This window comes from Spirosoma lituiforme, assembly GCF_054776635.1.
The window spans coordinates 1,420,126-1,438,126 of the sequence record NZ_BAAHBO010000001.1 but is presented as its reverse complement, the minus strand read 5'-3'; the positions used below and the strand labels follow the sequence as shown (position 1 = coordinate 1,438,126).

Sequence of the window (18,001 nt, the reverse complement as noted above, 5' to 3'; positions counted from 1 at the left end):
AGTTAACAGACAACATGAATACAACGAAAAAATTAGGATTACTGACTTTGTTACTGGGCTCGCACGTGCTGATGGCGCAGCCAGCGTTCAACCGGGAAGGCCACCGGGGTGCCCGCGGCCTTATGCCGGAGAACACCGTTCGGTCTATGAAAAAAGCGATGGATCTGGGCGTTCAGACGCTGGAACTGGATGTGGTCATTTCGAAAGACAAACAGGTCGTTGTGTCGCATGACAACTACATGTCGGCGGACATATCCCTCAAACCGGATGGTACACCCGTTACGGCCGAAGAGCAAAAGAAAATCAATCTCTATCAGCTGACTTACGCCGACATCAAGAAATACGACGTTGGGAGTAAGCCGCATCCTCAATTTGCCCAGCAGGAGAAATTCCCGGCCTACAAGCCACTGCTGTCGGAACTGATCGATTCGGTTAATACATACGCCAAAGCGAAGGGACTGCCCCTGCCTATGTTTAATGTTGAGATCAAGTCGAATCCGGCGACCGATGGCGAGTATCATCCCGCGCCCGCTGAATTCGTTGATCTGGTTATGGGGGTCTTGCAAAAGCAGAAACTAGGCAAGCGATTGATCATACAGTCGTTCGATGCCCGGCCGCTGCAACTGATTCATAAGCAGCACCCCGATATTTCGCTATCGTACCTGACTGCGAACGCGAAAACACTGGATGAAAACCTGGCGACCCTGGGCTTCAAACCCAACACGTACAGCCCTTACTACAAAACTGTAACGGCCGAAACGGTGAAAGCCTGCCATAATCAGGGTATGCTGATCATTCCGTGGACGGTAAACACGAAAGCTGAAATCGATAGCCTCAAGCAGTTGGGGGTAGATGGTATCATCTCCGATTACCCAAACCTGTTCTAAGCGTCGCACACAGGTTCACATACATTTGTCAGGTTGACGCCAGCGAAAGCCGGGATGAGGTAAAACTCTCCCGGCTTTCTGCGTGGATGATGAAATGAGTTTCTCAAAACTGACACCACAATCAAGAAACTCACTTCATCATCCAATCTATTTTCGCCCCATCTTTGTTATCCATACAGTGTTATCTCAATTATTGAATGAAGTGGGTGAACTGTCTTTCTAAGCAGCCCACTCGTTTATTTATCCGCTTTTTGCCTTCATACATGAAACTACTCAAAGTAGCCGCTGGTGTCCTCAATCAAACCCCGCTTGCCTGGGAGCACAACAAGCAAAACATCATCAAGGCCATTGAAGAAGCCCAGCGGCAGAATGTCAGTCTGCTGTGTCTGCCGGAGTTCTGTATCTCGGGTTACGGCTGTGAGGATGCGTTTTTTGCGCAGAATACCATCGATCAGTCCATTGCTTCGCTGCTGGAAATTGTTGAGTATACCAACGACATTGTGGTGGCTGTAGGGCTGCCGTTGCGGCACAATAACCGGACATTCGATACGGCCTGTCTGATTGCCAACAAGCGGATTCTGGGGTTTACGGCCAAACAGTATCTGGCCAATAACGGCGTTCATTACGAAACGCGCTGGTTTCAGCCCTGGCCGCCTTACATCCGGGATGAGATCAAAATCGGCGACTTTACGTATCCTTTTGGCGACGTGGTCTATGACTTGTCGGGGGTGCGCATCGGTTTCGAGATTTGCGAAGATGCCTGGGTGGCCAGTCGCCCCGGTCGCCTTCTGTACGAACGGGGTATCGATATTATTCTGAATCCGACAGCCAGTCATTTTGCCTTTCTGAAATCGCAGGTGCGGGAACGGTTTGTCGTCGATGCATCGCGCTCGTTTGGTGTCAGTTACGTGTATGCCAACATGCTGGGCAATGAAGCAGGGCGGATCATTTACGATGGTGACTCGATGGTTGCGTCCAACGGCGAACTGCTGGTGTCGGGACCGCGCCTGAGTTATGAGGACTTTGTTATCGTTCCGGCTGTTATCGACGTTGAGGCTACCCGCCTGAACCAGACGCAGAATCGGGCCAACATCGCGCTGGCTTACCCGAATCTGCGCGTAACGGACCGATTCGACTGGCCCGAGATTGCGCCGGTTATTCAGAAAGCCCAGCTGGAAGGCTGGGAGCGGGGCGGCTACCTGAAAGAAGAGGAATTTGCCCGGGCGGTTGCGCTGGGTCTGTTCGATTACCTGCGTAAAAGTCGTTCGCTGGGGTATGTGCTCTCATTGAGTGGAGGGGCCGATTCGTCGTCTATTGCCGCGCTTGTTTTCCTGATGATCCGAATGGCCATCGAGAACATTGGTTTGGATGGCGTCAAGAAGAAACTGGCCTACATCAAGGCGATTCAGGATTGCAAAACCGCGGAGGAGATAGTAGGTAAGCTGCTGACGGTGATGTATCAGGGCACCGAAAACTCATCGGATGATACGTTCAATTCGGCCAAAGAATTAGCCGACGACATTGGCGCAACGTTCTTCAACATTGACATCAATGGGCTGGTCGAAACCTATACCGGCCTGATCGAAGGACAGTTGGGCCGTAAGCTTTCGTGGGATACCGACGATCTGGCATTGCAAAACATCCAAGCGCGGGTGCGGGCGCCGAGTATCTGGATGCTGGCCAACATCAACAATGCTCTACTGCTAACCACCTCCAACCGCTCCGAAGCCGCCGTTGGCTACGCAACCATGGACGGCGATACGTCGGGCAGTATTTCGCCCATAACGGGTATTGACAAGCACTTCCTGCGTGGCTGGCTGCGGTGGCTGGAAACCGTTGGGCTGAACGTAACCAACGCGCCTGAACCAACCGACCGGACCGCTTCAACCAGTGTGCCCGCCGAGCCGGATGAGTTAATAAAAGTGAAAGGCCTGAAAGCGGTCAATAACCTGCAACCGACCGCCGAACTGCGCCCGCAGGACAAAAAGCAAACCGACGAAGACGATCTGATGCCCTACGATGTGCTGAACTCCATCGAAGAGTCGGCCATCCGCGACAAGCAGTCGCCCGTTGAGGTGCTGAAGTTGATGCAAGTCCGTTACGCGGATCGCTACGACCGCGATAAACTGATACTTTGGGTAGATCGGTTCTTTAAACTGTGGAGCCGAAATCAATGGAAACGCGAACGGTACGCGCCCTCGTTTCACCTGGATGATCACAACCTCGATCCCCGTTCATGGTGCCGCTTCCCGATCCTGTCGGGCGGTTTCGAAAAAGAGCTGGCTGACATGCACGACTGGGCCAACGAGCAAAAGCCCAATGCGCGGAAAGGCAAGATTGGCTTTTAGGGGAAAGAAGCTAAATTGGCTACAAAGCGACACCCGAGGCTTTTGATCTTACAGCGTGCACGCATCAAGTTTCGATGATTTTACGAAAAAATAAATAGCCGGGAACGAGACGCCATGAAACAACTCATTCCCGGCTTTCTCTTTGCGGCTCTGTGGGCATCGGCTTCCGTGGCAACCAAATTTGGGGTGCAATCGGTGCATCCGCTTATCCTGGCTACTGTTCGGTTTTTTATTGCCGGGGGCGGTATGCTGGTCTTTGTTTACGGTATTCAACGGACAAAAAACGCCTGGCCAACGCGTACGGAATTCAGGCAACTGGCCATTTTCGCGCTGCTGAACACAACCATTTACCTGGGTGCGTTTGTGCTGGCGCTCAAGCAGGTATCGGCGGGGATTGGTAGTTTATCGACGGCGACTAATCCGCTGTTTATTGCGCTTCTATCGGCGCTGTGGCTACGGAAGATGCCAAGTCTATTTCAGATCAGTGGCTTGCTCCTGGGTCTTTTAGGCGTAGGAGTGGCCACTTATCCGCTCCTGCAACATAGTTATGCTACTGTGGAGGGACTGCTTATCTTGCTGGGCGGTATGGTTTCTGTATCGGCCGCTACCGTCTATTACGCCAGTGTCACCTGGCGATTGCCTACGCTTGTGATCAACGGCTGGCAGGTATTGCTGGGGGGAATCTTACTATTGCCCTTTACCCTGTTGAGTGCTGCCCTGAACCCGACTGAGTTTAGTATGGCCCACTACGACGAGCGATTTTGGCTGTCGGTATTTTGGCTGATTGTTCCCGTGTCGGTAGCGGCTTTGCAATTATGGTTTTACCTGGTTCGGCAGGATGCGGTCCGGGCGTCGCTCTGGCTTTTTCTTTGCCCAATTTTTGGGTTCGCCTACTCATACTTGCTCATGGGCGAACCCATCACCATATACACAGTTGCGGGCACCGGCTTGGTCATTGGCGGGCTATGGCTCGGGAGAAAGTAGTGTCCATATATGTCAGTATACGGTGGCTGATGCATACAGTATATTCAGCCACCGTATACCCAAATTACTGCTTGAGCACAATCATCTCCACCCGACGGTTCAGCTGGCGGGTTGCTTCCGAATTATTGCTGGCAATGGGGCGTGTGGGGCCATACCCGCGCGTTGTGATGCGATTAGCTGCAATGCCATTGCTTACCAGATAGGCCTTTATAACATCTACCCGCTGTTTCGATAGAACCAGGTTCTGGTCGAAATCGCCTTGGTTATCGGTATGCCCTGATAACTCAATTTCGGCCGTAGGCTGGCTTTGCATGAATTGCAACAGCTGTTCCAGGGCTGGTTGGGCATCGGGCAGGAGTTCGGTTTTGCTTTGCACAAATTGAAGCGCCCGCAATTGCGTCGTCTTGCCGACAGCGGCTACCACAAGCGGGGGCGTATACACCACCTTGGCGTCGAGTGTTTTGGGGGGAACGACCCGCTGATTATCGGAGACAGGGGGAGGAGTATTCCCTGCTGCCGCCTGTCGGGCTACCGATGTCGTTGTAGCGGCTGGTACTGGTGGAGCCGTTACTGTTGCTGTCGATGAACTTGTTGTGGCCGTACTGACCGGTTTCCTATCTCGGAACAAGCTAATGACTTTCCCATACAACCGATTGGTGCTTCCAGATGTGAATGCCAATTGCTCATCAAGCGTCGTATAGCCGTTTGCTTTCGTCGTGATAACGTAAGATTGCTTAGGATCTAATTTAAGTTGGAATGTACCGTCAGCACTGGTGATCTGTTGTGAACGTACGACACCTTCCTGATTTTTTGCCATTACGGCGGCTCCGATTACAGGCTTTTTTGTCTGGGCATCTTGTACAACTCCTTCAAGTGAGGCCGTGCCATCTGTCGGGGTAGCCTGTTTCGGGGACTGCGCCCAGATGGTAGATGAGGGAAGAGTAGTCAGGCTTAAATACCCGGCGATGGCTATATATTTTGTCCAATTCATGTTTTAGAACAACGTTGAAACGTGCCCCAAAAGTACATCTAAATCCATAAACTTAACCCGTTGGGCTACTTGCCAGTCAGGGCAGTTTTTAAGGTGAAAAACAGACTTGAAAATACCTCATAATATACTGTTAATCAGTCGTATAAGTAGGTGAAAAAGTTGCTAAAAAATGAACGCTGGGAGCACCTTTTTCGTTGATAATGTATGACACAGATAACCAACGTGACGATGCATTCCCAGGACGCTCAGGCACCCTTTGCACCGACTTCGGCGGGCAGTTTGCCGCTCGACGACAACTGGCGGAAATCCATTCCGGCGCAGGTGTTTCTGAACCATTTTTTTGCGATGGATTACCATATCCATCACCAAAACGACCTTTTTGACATTGCCAAGTTTCCTGTCTTTCAGCAGTTTTATGGACGGGCAACGGACGAGAGCCGCAAGGCCTTGGAGAAACTATTATTGAATAGCTGGAGCGCCGAATATGCGCTGCGGATTACCCCGGTTGTTAATGACGAGCAGTATTTGCAAAGTTCGTTACACTGGACTTTTCCGCAAGCGTATTACAGTGTTCTGTTCAGTGCCCGAGCGTTTCTGGCTGTGCAGGGCATCAATGTCAGCAATGAAGAGCTGATTCGTAGGCGGATCGGCAACGCGGTGGTGCGGGGGTATTATCCGGCTTCTATTGGCTACTATGCTCTGGGGCCGATAAATAATTACCGGATTCAACGCCTGCCTATGTCGAAACGGTTCAGCGTGGCGTCAAAAACAGAGTTGTTATTGCCTTCACGATCGGCTTCGGCCCAGGCTGAGTTGGCGCAGTTTCTGAAAACAACCCGCGATCAGCGCGTAAAAGCGTTACGCAATGCTATTCAGACGAACCCCAAAACGGCCCTTCGTAGTCCGAAGACGGGTGAAATTCTGCAAAAGTTCAGTGTAGAGCAATACAAGCAGTTGGCCAGGCAAATCGGCTATACAACGTACTTCGATATGTTGAGCCGTCTGCGTATCTCATCGACCAATCGGGAGATCGAGCGCTTCGTCGATTCAGAGATTGACGTCAAACTGTTTCACCAGAGTCTGGTCAACATTGTGGCTCATGTCAACGCCGTACATGAAGCTTACATTGCCAAAGCCCTTGGTCTGCAGGCATACCGGCAATTGGTGGCCAAGTTGCCGTCTTATTTGCAGGAGAGTTTCGTGCGGGAGCGTATGAATACCGTTATCGTACCGATGTTGCAGGAACCCCAGTCCGATCAGGAGTCCTATTTGCAAATGGCAGCTTAAGTTTACTGAAAATGGAGAGTAGCAAGGCCCGGTGACCAAATAGGTTTATCGGGCTTTTCACTATTTTCTACTTGCTGGGAAAACAAAGGTTGAACGTAAGAATCGGTCAGCTACAGCCATCGATCTGTAAAGACGTACTTTTTTTAGATCGTCGTGTTTCTTTACTTTTGGTGAAAATTAAATGACCGTTTATGACAATCAGTGGCTTTTCCTACATACGAAATGGATTTACATACCAGTATCCATTTCTGGAGTCAATACAATCGATTTTGCCCATCTGTGATGAATTTGTCGTAGCTGTTGGTGACTCTACTGATGGTACTCGTGAAGCCATTGAAGCCTTGAAAAGTCCTAAAATAAAAATCGTTGACACCATATGGGATGAGCAAATGCGCCAGGGCGGTAAGATATTCGCTCAACAGGCAAACATTGCCCTCAACGCATGTACTGGCGATTGGCTATTTCATATCCAGGCCGACGAAATCATTCATGAACAGGATTTGCCAACGATCAAGAAAGCCATCGAAGACGCCGACCCAAACCCGAAGGTACAGGGACTGTTATTCGATTTCCTGAATTTCTATGGAAGTTATAATTACCTGAACGGAACACGGTATCAGCATCTGAAAGAGATCCGGATTTTCCGGAAGGGGCTGGATGTATTTTCGTACCGGGATTCGCAGGGGTTTCGGCGGTACCCAAGCCAGCAGGCCCGAGAGCAAAATTACAAGGGCGATAAGTTGTGGGTACGTAATATTGGCGTACCTGTATACCACTACAGCTACGTTCGCCCTCCAAAAGAGATGAACGATAAGTCCAAATTCTTTGCGCAGTTCTGGATGAACGATGAAGAATTAAACAAAGAATTCAGCGGACGCACAGAAGTCAATTATTATGTTATTGAGAAAATAGCCCCGTTTACAGGAACTCATCCAGCCATTATGGCCGAAAACGTCAAGAACGGGAATTACGAATTTGATCCGGCCAAGATCAACCGGAACATGAGTCTGAAGAAGCGAGTAGCTTACTGGCTGGACAGCGTTCTCGGCTGGCGGCTTGGCGAATACCGCAATTATAAAGTACTGAAAGAGTAAGGTTGCATGCGGGTATAGCCCAACCCCTTTTAAGAGATCCATCAGAGAACACGCTGTAGCACTAGGCTATTCTGGTCGCTACGGCGTGTTCTGTTTTAGCGGGCTGTGTCCATATCTGGTACTGCACCCGGCCCCACACGAGCAAACAGGCGATAGCTTTGACACTATACGGCTGAAATACCTGCTTTTGCACTACCTGAGGAAATATGTCCGTTGGAGAAAGCGATGTGAAAATGATTACCAGAGCCAGCAGAATTTTATCGAGTTGGGAGGGCGTGTCAAGCGTTACCCACCATAGCGCGACGCCCGTCACCGCCAGGACATAAGTAGGTGACTCCGCCATTTTATTGAAAACGATAATGAAGAGGAAAAAGTAGGCGATCATCCGCCGTTGAAACAACCTATCGTGCCAAAGCTTGAAACGAAGAAACGGCAGCAGGAAAAGGGTTGCGCCAATCAATTCAATAACCCGGTAGTTTTCATCGGTTTTTTCCATACCGAACCACGTCTCAACAATACCCATTACGGAAACCTGTAGCCCCAGCTTACTGATCACAATGACATGAAACCACTCCTTGTACTCCGCTATCAGATGGTCGAGCGGGATAAGGGTTAATGGGGCAATGCCAAGCAGAACAATCCAGCAGAGCATGGCCAGAATGAACTGCGGTTTGCGGGGGTAGAACAAAAAGAAGCCTGCGGCTGCCATGCCATAAAACTTAATAAAGCCACACAGGACAAAGAAAAAGGCCGCTTGCCAGACCCGTTCATTGCGCAGAAAGTACAACCCGAGCAGCATAGCGCCGACAATGAAGTTATTACTCTGCAGATTTTGGGCCGTAATGAGTGCTTCAAGGATGATGATAAGCAACGCCACTCGTCGTTGGACAGCGGGATTCCGTTCATCCGACAAGTAAAACCAGACGCCCGCCAGCAAAACAAGCGTATTGAGCAGGTTCCATAAAATGGTACCCAGCCAGTCGGGCATGTAGTAAAATGGCCCCATGAGCCAGGCGAACGTGGGGCTGTATTTGTAGTTATCTTCGTATAAGTTCGGGTGCAGGCCGTAGATGCTTTTATCGAGCAGTAGATTATGGAATGGCCGCGCAAACATCAAATAGTTATTGTATTGGTTCAATAACAGGTATTGATGAACAGCAACCAGACAAAAAAGGCCAATGTACAGTTTAATTAAACGAGGCAACGTAAAATACCCCAGCAAGCGGTCAAGACTCATAGATCGTCAGTATGTCTCGTAAAATTAAACAGGTTTAATAAACTTACTACCCTGTCTGGCTGGGGGGACTTAAATTGCCGCTTAACGAATTGGTAATAGAGTAACCGTGATGGGTGATCTAGTTGATTGTAACCAGCTTTCGCGAAATGGGAAAGTTCATCAGATTAATAAGCCGTGTCCGTTGATAAGGTATTGATTACGTGAGCGTTATTACTCAGTTAATTGGCTAAATAAGATTTATAAACGCCACTATTTTAGGGTTAATCGGCAGTTATAATCAAACAAATAGTCTTTTCTATCGTTGAAAGAAGTATTAACACCTATACAGTGCGGCATTAATACTAAAGATTTATTGTGTTGCTATAGAGTATGTACCGCAACGTACGTAAACATATTGCGATAAATAGAGTCTTATAATCTTCAGTGCCGTATCTGCCGTAATGTAAAGCCCGTCTTCTTTAACGAGAAGCGGGCTTTTGTCTGTGTCAACCGTCAGTATAAAAATCGACCGGCTTATTGCGGAATCATTTCAGCGTCGGCCAGGATATAGTTCAGCTCGTAAATATTATCCGCATTCAGCTTGAGTGTCCCGCGGAAAGTACGACGTTCATCGGTTTTAAATTTTTTGTCGGATTTTTTAAATTTCAGCGACACAACCGATTCGGGTCCGGCGCCCCCGCAGAAGAAACAGGCGCTATACGGGAAAGCTGAGAGCACGTAAACATTTGATTCCAGATCCACCGGAAGAACGTAGCCGGTAAGATCAACCGTTTTTCCGTTCAGTTTCTGAATACCCTGCCCGAATGTGGGATACAGCATATATACAGACTCTTCGGCATACCATTTTTTCTTGAACGTAACATCGCGCAGAACTTCCCAGGAGAGTTTTACCGGCTCGGCCGCAGCAGAAGGCACCGTTTCTGGCTTAACCCGATCTACAGAAGGTAGTGCCGGACGGAAAGCCGGGGCTACAAGCGATACGAATACGAAGGCAATCAATAAACGAGTCATGTCGAAGGAAGTCTTATGAGCGAAGATGCAATGGTAAAAATACAAAAAATATTACTTTTACTAACGGACTTTATCATCAACCACGCTGCTCGTGCCTGATACACTCAACGACAACACAAAAGATGGCTCGGTAATTCCCGTTCGGTTTACCCGGTTGTACATGACACTGCTGATTATTCTGGCCGTTTTGCTGACGGTGGGGCAGGGGCTTACGCAATGGCGGTTGCGTGCCGTTCAGGACGAGCTATGGATCATTCGCTATACAGCGCTGCAACGACACCAAAGCCAGCAGATCGTGAAGCAGGTGCTGCAATTAACGGACGCCAGCGAACAAGCCGATTTCTCAGAAAATGTGGCGGCCCTACGACAGGTGTTTCCTGCTTTCGAACGCTACCACCTGCAAAGCCGACAGGGAAAGGTCGATAATCCGAAAGTATTCATCGTTAACTCGTCGACCGTTCAGCACTTATACGAAGCCATTCGCCCGCAGTTTGAAGCGTTCCAGCGGAGTGCTCACCGCCTGATGAAGCTTCAGAAGTTCGAAGACATAAAAACGCCCGAAGTACAAGCCAGTATCAAGTTGATGCTGGCCAATGAAAAACCATTTCTGGAGGAAATAGACGGTATTGTTCGGGAATACACGACTGAGCTCAGAGCCAAGCTGACGTTGCTGCAATCCATTGAACTCTACCTGTACGTATTTACAGTCACGATTCTATTGGGAATTGGGTTCCTGATTTTCCGCCCTGCCGCCCGGAAACTCAAACAGACGTTTGCGCAACTAGTTGAGGCCGAGAGCCAGACAACAGCCGCGAATAAAAAATTGCTTAACACGAATCGAACACTGAAAGAAACCCGGCAGAAGTTATTTGAAGCGACTAAGCTGCAGTATCAGCAGGAGATTGACGACCAGAAGTCTAGAACGTCATACCTGATTGCCGGTCAGGAAGAAGAGCGGAAACGATTGTCCCGCGAGCTGCACGATGGCCTCGGGCAAATGCTTACGGCCATTAAGCTGCAAATTGAAGGGCTTGAAGCCAGCCTGACCAGAGCAGCTGCCCCGGAACAGGTTGGCTCGGCGCCGTACGCTAAGAATTTGAAAACGCTGAAGAGCCTGGTGACGCAGACTATCCAGGAAACAAGAACAATTTCCAATAACCTGATGCCCACCGTGCTAAGCGATTTCGGCATTATACCCGCCATAAAAATGCTTGCCGAGCAAGATCGGAGCACATCCTTTGAGGTTACATTTGAAACGAATTTTACCTCCGATATGCCCCGATTGAACCCAAACGTCGAGATCATGCTCTATCGGGTTACGCAGGAAGCGGTGAGCAATGCCATTAGACACGCGAAGCCGTCGCACATTCATATTGAATTGAATGAGCGGGGCAGCTCCTTGCAGTTGTTGGTCAGCGATGACGGCAAGGGATTTCAGATACCCCGAAAAAAGCAGGATAATGGATCATATAAACAAAAATCAGAAATAAACGGCGACTCGACTGATCCATCAGAACTACGCCCGCCCTCGCAGGGTTTACATAACATGCAGGAACGAACCAAATTGCTCAACGGTAAATTCAAAGTACAATCGGCGTTCGGTAAAGGCACCAAAATACAAGTAAGCATTCCTTATAAAACGCATTTTGCTCCCCATGACACCTACTAGAATAATGTTGGTGGACGACCACTCTATCGTTCGCGATGGCATTCGACTTTTGCTTGAACAAGCTGACGGCCTGGAAATTATTGACGAAGCCAACGATGGCGAAGAAATTCTCGATAAACTGAAGGTTATCCAGCCCGACCCAAGCCGCCTGCCCGATCTGATCCTCATGGATATTTCATTGCCGGGTATGTCGGGTATTCAGACAACACAGGTTATCAGCCGGTTGTACAAAAATGTTCGTGTGCTAATGCTGTCCATGCACAATAATGAGGATTATATCCTGCGGTCTGTAGAAGCCGGGGCGTACGGGTATATTTTGAAAGATTCATCGTCTGATGAGATGATAAAAGCTATCCGGACAATTGCTTCCGGAGAGAAATATTACAGCTCGCCAGTAGCCTCGATTATTTTGAGCGGTTACATGCAGCAGCTAAAGAAAGGAGATCGGCACGGGCGCGCCGAACGCCAGTCGAAGCTGTCTAATAAAGAAAAAGAGATATTACAATTCTTGGTCGATGGGATGAGTAGTCGGGAGATTGCGGAGAAACTCCAGCTAAGTGTCCGAACCGTTGACAACCACCGGGCTAACATGATGCGACGTTTGCAGGTGCGTAATGCCGCCGAACTGGTTAGAATGGCTGTAGAAGACAAACTGATCTAGGTATTGAGCAACATGAGGAACCTGATTGTGAACTTGAAAATTGTTTTTTAGGTTTGCTTCCAAAACCGGCTTAGTGCCGGTTTTCCATTTAGTAAATACTATATTAACTAGATAGGTTTAATTAACTAATAAATCCGTATTACCATGTCGTTACGCTTAGGAGATATTGCTCCCGATTTTGAGGCCGATACAACCCAGGGCCATATTCACTTTCATGAATGGCTGGGTACTTCCTGGGGAATGCTGTTCTCGCACCCTGCCGATTTTACGCCCGTTTGTACAACGGAATTGGGTCGGACCGCGCTCTTGAAGGATGAGTTCGGCAAACGGAATGTGAAAGTGATTGCCGTATCGGTAGATGATCTGGAGTCACACAATCGCTGGACGCCCGATATCAAGGACGTGACCGGCTCTGAAGTAAACTTCCCGATCATTGCTGATGCCGACCGGAACGTGGCTGTTCTGTATGATATGATTCACCCGAATGCCAGCGAAAAAACAACGGTTCGCTCGGTATTCGTGATTGGACCCGATAAGAAAATAAAACTGACGCTGACTTACCCGGCCTCAACCGGGCGTAACTTCAATGAACTCATCCGGGTCATTGATTCGCTTCAGCTGACGGCTGATTATCAGGTGGCTACTCCTGCCGATTGGCAGTCTGGTGATGACGTTATCGTTACACCTGCCGTAACGAATGATCAATTAGAGGCCAAGTTTCCAAAAGGGGTAACGTTCGTTAAGCCCTACTTACGCACGACTCCGCAGCCTAACAAGTAGCGTTCGGTTATCTTGACGAGGTTCGGTGGGTTAAACTAACGTGCTTAGTTTAACCCACCGAACCTCGTTTAGTTGAATGAAGCGGACCGTAAGCATACAATACTAGCTAAAGACTATAGTCTTAAAACTTTATGATTACCCGCTGAGTTAGTCGTTCTGTAGAAAAACAAACAACTTAGCGTTATGGCAAAGTCTCAAAACAATAATCCCGAGCATTCAGAAGGACCAGTAGCAACAGCAATCGAAGAGCAAACCGCTAAATTGCCTTCCGACATCTTTTTGTGGGCGGCACTGGGTTCAATGGGCGTTTCGCTGTATTACCAGTACATAAAGGAGCGTGATAAAAGCCTGTTTGTTGGTCAGTGGGCAGCTCCCTTTTTGTTGCTTGGCTTGTATAACAAGCTAGTCAAACTGGAAGGTCACGATTGATAATGCCTTACAAAGCTTGATTGAGAAAGCCCTTCGCGTAAGCAGAGGGCTTTTTTATGTTCGTTATGTTCGGGTCTAATGCCGTATTTTTGATCCACAAATTAAAAACTGCATGAAAACCCGCGTTCTGATTAAGCTCATCATTCAGCGATATGGTCTATGGATTGCGGCATTTTTTATCGTTTTGACTACTATCCTGGTTGTTCGGTCGCGCAGGGTAAAAGAGCTTGATTGGCAATTTGTTCGGGCATTCGGTATTCGGTTACCCATGCGCTACGGCATTCACGGTATTGATGTATCCCGGCATAATGATCGGATTAACTGGGAGCGGGTCAGGCAAATGGAAGCGGATGGTGTCCGACTTCAGTTCGTATTTATCAAAGCGACCGAGGGGGCTACGCTAGCCGACAAGCATTTTGGGAAGAACTGGCGTGAAGCCAAGAAATCAGCCTTACGGCGGGGAGCCTATCATTTTTATCACCCTACCCGCGACCCGCTCAAACAGGCCAATAATTTTATTCGGACCGTGGAGCTGAGCGAAGGTGATTTTGTGCCGGTTGTCGATTTCGAGGTAATAAATGGCCAGTCGGACGAAACGGTTATCAACGGACTAAGGCTTTGGCTCGAAACCGTTGAAGAACATTACCATGTGAGGCCCATGATTTATACGAACGGGAACCTCTATAAGCGGTACATCAAAGACAATCTGGGTGAGTATCCACTCTGGATTGCCGACTATTCAGCCAAACACTTACGGACGTACGACGCCGATAAGCTATACCTTTGGCAGCATAACCAGAGTGGTTTTGTGCAGGGTATACGGGGTCAGGTAGACTTCAATGTGTTTGTGATGGACGAAGATCGAATGAAAGATATTTGTTTATAAGTGTCTTTACGGACAAGCTGTAAAAATAAACGGGCCTGAGCCCGTCTACACACTTACTTTCGTCAACACAGCTGGGCTGGCCAGCCAGTTTTTCGCTTTTTCGCCGAAGGCTTTCATATGCGGCATCTGGTTATGAGCCTGTAATCCTGCTTCGTCGTCCCAGCGTTCGTGCATGATAAACCGCTCAGGGTGTTCTGTGTTTTCGTATAGTTCGTAGAGTTGGCAGGCTGGTTCGGTTCGTACGGCCAGAACCAGCTCGGACAGGGCGTTCTTAAGGTCGGTTTCAGCACCGGAGTTGGCCGTAATGGCGGCAAATACTAACAGAGGCATTGGTAATACGATTAAATAAATGAATAGACTCCTCAACTAAAGGCAATAAGGTCAACATCTACCGTTGCCAAATTTCCCAGGCTTTCTCGGCCTGTAACTCCAGCATTCGCAGCCCGTTATGAACGGCAGCACCCTGTTCAAGACCCAGTTTCATAAACTTCGTTTCAACAGGGTTGTAAACCAGATCGTACAGCAAATGGCGGGCCGTCAACAATGAGTAGGGGAGAACTGGCGCTTCATCAACTCTGGGGTACGTACCTACTGGCGAGCCATTGATGATGAGCGGGAAATCGTTTATGACGCTCGCTAATTCATCGTAAGTGAACGAGTCGGCACTTTTGGTTCGCGACACATAGCGGTGCGAAATACCCAAGTCGGATAGGGCAACTGTAACGGCCTTTGATGCCCCACCGGTGCCAAGTACCAAGGCTTTCAACCCCTCCGATGAACGGCCAAGTGATGTTAGCCAGTTGACCAGTGACTGTTGAAAACCGTAATAGTCGGAGTTATACCCCGTTCGGGAACCATCCGTTTCCAGCCTGATCACATTAACAGCGCCAATTTTCTCCGCCGAGGCATCGAGCCGGTCGAGGTAAGGTAAAACAGCCTGTTTGTGCGGAATAGTAACGTTGAGCCCCCTCAGATCCGGCAGTGCCAGCAAATCCGGCAGCGTCGTAATGGTAGACATCTCGAACAGATCGTACTGGCTGTCGATGATGCCTTCACGGTCGAATTTCTCCGTGAAGTACCGTTTCGAAAATGAATGCGTGAGTGGAAAGCCAATCAGGCCGTAGCGATTCATAGTAATTAGGTTAAAAGCACGATGCCACTGCAATTGGCAATGGCATCGTGCTTTTTACGAATAGACAACTAGTCTAGCGAGCCCTTTTCTTGAAAAATTCCAGAATAATGGGTACGACAGATAAGCCAACGATGCCAAAGACAACCAGTTCGAAGTTTTTCTGGACGATCGGGAAGTTTCCAAAAAAGTAGCCTAGCAGCGAAATACTCGTTACCCACAAAATGGCTCCCAGTATGCAGAACCTGATATACGTAGCGTAACTCATGCTGCCAGCACCGGCCACAAAAGGCGCAATGGTGCGCACAATCGGAATAAAACGCGCAATAATGACGGTACGTCCACCGTATTTTTCGTAGAACTTCTCCGTTTCGGCAATGTATTCGCGTTTGAAGAATAGAATGCGTTCGCGGGATTTGATCTTTGAACCCAGAAATTTGCCGACGAAGTAATTCACATTATCCCCCATTAGGGCAGCTACGATAAGCAGTGGAATAATGACCCACACGCTCAGTTCGTTGGTTGGTCGGGCGGCCAGGGCACCGGCTGCAAACAACAACGAGTCGCCAGGTAACAACGGCATGAAGATCAAGCCTGTTTCGGTAAATACGATCAGAAAAAGGATGGCATACAGCAGCACACCATACTCATTGGCCCACAGATCAAGATAGCGATCCAGGTGAAGCAAAAAATCAAAAAGCGACTTAATAAGATCCATGTGTTTTTGCCCCCTACTTATCTAAAAATTGTGAGAATGTATCGCCACGCAAACCTAACCGGATGGTTTCCAGGGGAATAACTTCGTGGGGTGCAATGTTACCCAGGTTCACGTTCGCGCCGAGGAGTTTGACAAACCAAACCTGCTGTTCCTTCTGTGGAGCTTCCCACAGAATTTTTTCGCATGGAACCTGTGTTAGAATTTCTTCAACCAGCCCTTGCCGAACCTCACCACTCGACCGGAACAAGCCAACGGTACCGCCTTCCCGAGCTTCGCCGATTACTTTCCAGGCACCTGCTTCCAGTTCGGCCTTCATCAATTGAATCCACTTATAGGGAGGAATGATCTTGGCTTCATCTTTGGAACCCACCTCAGAAAGGACAATGACCTGAGTTGCAAGCTGGCGAATGTATTCACACTTATCGTCCTGAACCATATCAATTGATCCATCCGATACTTCCGCGTGATCCATCCCGTACTTATCCAACAACCGGCGATAATCGTCGAATTGATTTCGCACCACAAAAGCTTCGAACAAGGTTCCGCCGAAGTACACAGGAATGCCCGCTTCGCGATAAATGGCTAGTTTTTCGTTTAGGCGCGGAGTGACAAAAGAAGTTGCCCAACCCAACTTGACGATGTCTGTGTGGTCAGCAGAGACAGATAGGAAATCTTCTACCTCCCGGAGGCTCAACCCTTTGTCCATTACCATGGTCAGCCCGCTTTCACGAGGTTTTGCGGTTCGATCGGGTATCTGCGTAAGCGTATAATTCATGACTAGTAATTGCGTAGGCTTATTAAAAACGCCCAAAAGTAGTACAAGTCTTGAAAAACTCCCAAGAAAGTACATAAATAATAGCATGTTATAGACTTTTAGCTTAGTTAAGTACTATTTTTGCCGCTATGAATAATAACACAAATCCCCGTCTGGAGTTCTTCCGCTCTCGGGTAGGGCAGAGCATGAGTGGAAGCATATCGCCTTTTGGCGGCTGGCTCAATGGCACCATTCAGGAAGCAGATTATGGCCGACTGGTAGCGGATTTCACTATTCGGGCGGAAATGACGAATCCGGCCGGCGTTTTGCACGGTGGTGCGGGCGCGGCCATTCTCGATGATTTAATTGGGGCCATGGTTTATTCACTCGGCCGGGAATATGCGTTTACATCCGTTAATCTGACGATTGATTTTTTACACGCAGCTCGTATGGGCGAAGTAGTTACGGCAACGGCTGAGGTCATCAGAGAAGGAAAAAATATTGTTCACTGCGAAGGCCGGATTCTGGCTTCTACCGGTAAAATCATCGCGAAATGTGCGACTAATCTGATTCAAACATCCATTAGAGTAGAGCAGATATAAAAGCACTCGAAAAAGTAAACCGGCTAAGTTATGAGCGTATTGGTATAGTACACTTTATAGTTTTGGTCATTCACATATGGTGAATAATATAATCGGCATAGCTAATTAATGTCCGTTCAATGTCAGTAAATAAAAGAAGGGTTAAATCGAAAAAAAGGTAGATAATGGGTAATACTACCTGCTTTTGCTTACCACTTCTAGGTATAAAAAATTGGATAATGAATCGAACGGTAAGCGATAAAAATAGAACGAATTGAAGAACAAATGAGAAAATGTCCGGTATTTAGGGTTTGTTTAGTCCCTATGTATGTATTTATTTTTTTATCACCTTATTCTCACTATTATTGACTGTTGATAAAAAAACGCCGGTTTTAAACATAATTCTATTAAATCAGTAATAGTGTCACTGATATTATTCAGCTAATCCTGACAGACCAAATTGATCCAGGGAGTATTCTATAAATTTGGTCAACTAGGTTATTTAGTAATGAAGGCGAAAAAAAAACTGATAGATGGGTTGAGTTTTGCGTTTCA

18 protein-coding genes are annotated in these 18,001 nt (G+C 48.2%); 11 read left to right on the top strand and 7 right to left on the bottom strand.

Going from position 1 to position 18,001, the window contains the following annotated elements; genetic code table 11:
- Window positions 1-14 precede the first annotated feature (14 nt).
- The 3 genes from ACYU87_RS06135 (at window position 15) to ACYU87_RS06125 (ending at window position 4,219) form a co-directional block, all read left to right on the top strand.
- A complete protein-coding gene (locus ACYU87_RS06135) occupies window positions 15-887 on the top strand; it encodes a glycerophosphodiester phosphodiesterase (RefSeq protein WP_461133142.1) in 873 nt (290 codons plus the stop codon).
- 263 nt (window positions 888-1,150) lie between these two features.
- A complete protein-coding gene (gene nadE / locus ACYU87_RS06130) occupies window positions 1,151-3,235 on the top strand; it encodes an NAD(+) synthase (RefSeq protein ID WP_461133141.1) in 2,085 nt (694 codons plus the stop codon).
- Between the two features lie 114 nt (window positions 3,236-3,349).
- On the top strand, window positions 3,350-4,219 hold the full coding sequence (locus ACYU87_RS06125) for a DMT family transporter (protein WP_461133140.1): 870 nt from the start codon (window positions 3,350-3,352) through the stop codon (window positions 4,217-4,219).
- 64 nt (window positions 4,220-4,283) lie between these two features.
- Here the strand turns inward: ACYU87_RS06125 and ACYU87_RS06120 are convergent, their stop codons facing one another.
- A complete protein-coding gene (locus tag ACYU87_RS06120; RefSeq protein ID WP_461133139.1) occupies window positions 4,284-5,210 on the bottom strand; it encodes an OmpA family protein in 927 nt (308 codons plus the stop codon).
- Window positions 5,211-5,414: 204 nt separating this feature from the next.
- On the opposite strand from ACYU87_RS06120, the gene ACYU87_RS06115 reads away from it, so the two are divergent.
- Both ACYU87_RS06115 and ACYU87_RS06110 read left to right on the top strand, forming a co-directional pair.
- Window positions 5,415-6,497, top strand: coding sequence for a hypothetical protein (locus ACYU87_RS06115; RefSeq protein ID WP_461133138.1), 1,083 nt, complete (start codon window positions 5,415-5,417; stop codon window positions 6,495-6,497).
- A 191-nt stretch (window positions 6,498-6,688) separates the two neighbouring features.
- Window positions 6,689-7,591, top strand: coding sequence for a glycosyltransferase family 2 protein (locus tag ACYU87_RS06110; protein WP_461133137.1), 903 nt, complete (start codon window positions 6,689-6,691; stop codon window positions 7,589-7,591).
- A gap of 61 nt (window positions 7,592-7,652) precedes the next feature.
- Here ACYU87_RS06110 and ACYU87_RS06105 read toward each other — a convergent pair whose 3' ends face one another.
- Together ACYU87_RS06105 and ACYU87_RS06100 are read right to left on the bottom strand one after the other, a co-directional pair.
- Entirely contained in the window at window positions 7,653-8,828 is a 1,176-nt protein-coding gene (locus ACYU87_RS06105; RefSeq protein WP_461133136.1) for a glycosyltransferase family 87 protein, read from the bottom strand.
- 513 nt (window positions 8,829-9,341) lie between these two features.
- Window positions 9,342-9,839 (bottom strand): DUF3299 domain-containing protein, encoded by a 498-nt coding sequence (locus ACYU87_RS06100; protein ID WP_461133135.1) that lies wholly within the window; start codon window positions 9,837-9,839, stop codon window positions 9,342-9,344.
- A gap of 91 nt (window positions 9,840-9,930) precedes the next feature.
- Between ACYU87_RS06100 and ACYU87_RS06095 the strand changes: the two genes are divergently transcribed.
- The 5 genes from ACYU87_RS06095 to ACYU87_RS06075 all read left to right on the top strand — a co-directional run bounded on the left by ACYU87_RS06095 (window position 9,931) and on the right by ACYU87_RS06075 (window position 14,264).
- The gene (locus ACYU87_RS06095; RefSeq protein WP_461133134.1) at window positions 9,931-11,508 is read left to right on the top strand and encodes a sensor histidine kinase; all 1,578 of its coding nucleotides are present in this window, start codon (window positions 9,931-9,933) and stop codon (window positions 11,506-11,508) included.
- Window positions 11,509-11,512: 4 nt separating this feature from the next.
- Window positions 11,513-12,169, top strand: a complete 657-nt coding sequence (locus tag ACYU87_RS06090; protein WP_461133633.1) for a response regulator transcription factor — start codon at window positions 11,513-11,515, stop codon at window positions 12,167-12,169.
- A gap of 144 nt (window positions 12,170-12,313) precedes the next feature.
- Window positions 12,314-12,949, top strand: coding sequence for a peroxiredoxin (locus ACYU87_RS06085; RefSeq protein ID WP_461133133.1), 636 nt, complete (start codon window positions 12,314-12,316; stop codon window positions 12,947-12,949).
- A gap of 183 nt (window positions 12,950-13,132) precedes the next feature.
- Window positions 13,133-13,378, top strand: a complete 246-nt coding sequence (locus tag ACYU87_RS06080; RefSeq protein WP_461133132.1) for a hypothetical protein — start codon at window positions 13,133-13,135, stop codon at window positions 13,376-13,378.
- A 112-nt stretch (window positions 13,379-13,490) separates the two neighbouring features.
- Window positions 13,491-14,264 (top strand): glycoside hydrolase family 25 protein, encoded by a 774-nt coding sequence (locus tag ACYU87_RS06075; protein ID WP_461133131.1) that lies wholly within the window; start codon window positions 13,491-13,493, stop codon window positions 14,262-14,264.
- A gap of 45 nt (window positions 14,265-14,309) precedes the next feature.
- Here the strand turns inward: ACYU87_RS06075 and ACYU87_RS06070 are convergent, their stop codons facing one another.
- The 4 genes from ACYU87_RS06070 to ACYU87_RS06055 all read right to left on the bottom strand — a co-directional run bounded on the left by ACYU87_RS06070 (window position 14,310) and on the right by ACYU87_RS06055 (window position 16,886).
- The gene (locus ACYU87_RS06070; protein ID WP_461133130.1) at window positions 14,310-14,594 is read right to left on the bottom strand and encodes a putative quinol monooxygenase; all 285 of its coding nucleotides are present in this window, start codon (window positions 14,592-14,594) and stop codon (window positions 14,310-14,312) included.
- Window positions 14,595-14,652: 58 nt separating this feature from the next.
- Window positions 14,653-15,396, bottom strand: a complete 744-nt coding sequence (locus ACYU87_RS06065) for a shikimate dehydrogenase family protein (protein WP_461133129.1) — start codon at window positions 15,394-15,396, stop codon at window positions 14,653-14,655.
- A 73-nt stretch (window positions 15,397-15,469) separates the two neighbouring features.
- Window positions 15,470-16,111 (bottom strand): DedA family protein, encoded by a 642-nt coding sequence (locus ACYU87_RS06060; protein ID WP_461133128.1) that lies wholly within the window; start codon window positions 16,109-16,111, stop codon window positions 15,470-15,472.
- Window positions 16,112-16,124: 13 nt separating this feature from the next.
- Complete coding sequence (locus tag ACYU87_RS06055; protein WP_461133127.1) at window positions 16,125-16,886, bottom strand: phosphosulfolactate synthase; 762 nt, start codon at window positions 16,884-16,886, stop codon at window positions 16,125-16,127.
- Window positions 16,887-17,014: 128 nt separating this feature from the next.
- Between ACYU87_RS06055 and ACYU87_RS06050 the strand changes: the two genes are divergently transcribed.
- Complete coding sequence (locus ACYU87_RS06050) at window positions 17,015-17,467, top strand: PaaI family thioesterase (RefSeq protein ID WP_461133126.1); 453 nt, start codon at window positions 17,015-17,017, stop codon at window positions 17,465-17,467.
- Window positions 17,468-18,001 lie beyond the last annotated feature (534 nt).

Bases quoted from the DNA above. Each gene is read 5' to 3' on its own strand.
- ACYU87_RS06135 (WP_461133142.1), top strand. From the start codon at position 15: ATGAATACAACGAAAAAATTAGGATTACTGACTTTGTTACTGGGCTCG.
- nadE (WP_461133141.1), top strand. From the start codon at position 1,151: ATGAAACTACTCAAAGTAGCCGCTGGTGTCCTCAATCAAACCCCGCTT.
- ACYU87_RS06125 (WP_461133140.1), top strand. From the start codon at position 3,350: ATGAAACAACTCATTCCCGGCTTTCTCTTTGCGGCTCTGTGGGCATCG.
- ACYU87_RS06120 (WP_461133139.1), bottom strand. From the start codon at position 5,210: ATGAATTGGACAAAATATATAGCCATCGCCGGGTATTTAAGCCTGACT.
- ACYU87_RS06115 (WP_461133138.1), top strand. From the start codon at position 5,415: ATGACACAGATAACCAACGTGACGATGCATTCCCAGGACGCTCAGGCA.
- ACYU87_RS06110 (WP_461133137.1), top strand. From the start codon at position 6,689: ATGACAATCAGTGGCTTTTCCTACATACGAAATGGATTTACATACCAG.
- ACYU87_RS06105 (WP_461133136.1), bottom strand. From the start codon at position 8,828: ATGAGTCTTGACCGCTTGCTGGGGTATTTTACGTTGCCTCGTTTAATT.
- ACYU87_RS06100 (WP_461133135.1), bottom strand. From the start codon at position 9,839: ATGACTCGTTTATTGATTGCCTTCGTATTCGTATCGCTTGTAGCCCCG.
- ACYU87_RS06090 (WP_461133633.1), top strand. From the start codon at position 11,513: ATGTTGGTGGACGACCACTCTATCGTTCGCGATGGCATTCGACTTTTG.
- ACYU87_RS06085 (WP_461133133.1), top strand. From the start codon at position 12,314: ATGTCGTTACGCTTAGGAGATATTGCTCCCGATTTTGAGGCCGATACA.
- ACYU87_RS06080 (WP_461133132.1), top strand. From the start codon at position 13,133: ATGGCAAAGTCTCAAAACAATAATCCCGAGCATTCAGAAGGACCAGTA.
- ACYU87_RS06075 (WP_461133131.1), top strand. From the start codon at position 13,491: ATGAAAACCCGCGTTCTGATTAAGCTCATCATTCAGCGATATGGTCTA.
- ACYU87_RS06070 (WP_461133130.1), bottom strand. From the start codon at position 14,594: ATGCCTCTGTTAGTATTTGCCGCCATTACGGCCAACTCCGGTGCTGAA.
- ACYU87_RS06065 (WP_461133129.1), bottom strand. From the start codon at position 15,396: ATGAATCGCTACGGCCTGATTGGCTTTCCACTCACGCATTCATTTTCG.
- ACYU87_RS06060 (WP_461133128.1), bottom strand. From the start codon at position 16,111: ATGGATCTTATTAAGTCGCTTTTTGATTTTTTGCTTCACCTGGATCGC.
- ACYU87_RS06055 (WP_461133127.1), bottom strand. From the start codon at position 16,886: ATGAATTATACGCTTACGCAGATACCCGATCGAACCGCAAAACCTCGT.
- ACYU87_RS06050 (WP_461133126.1), top strand. From the start codon at position 17,015: ATGAATAATAACACAAATCCCCGTCTGGAGTTCTTCCGCTCTCGGGTA.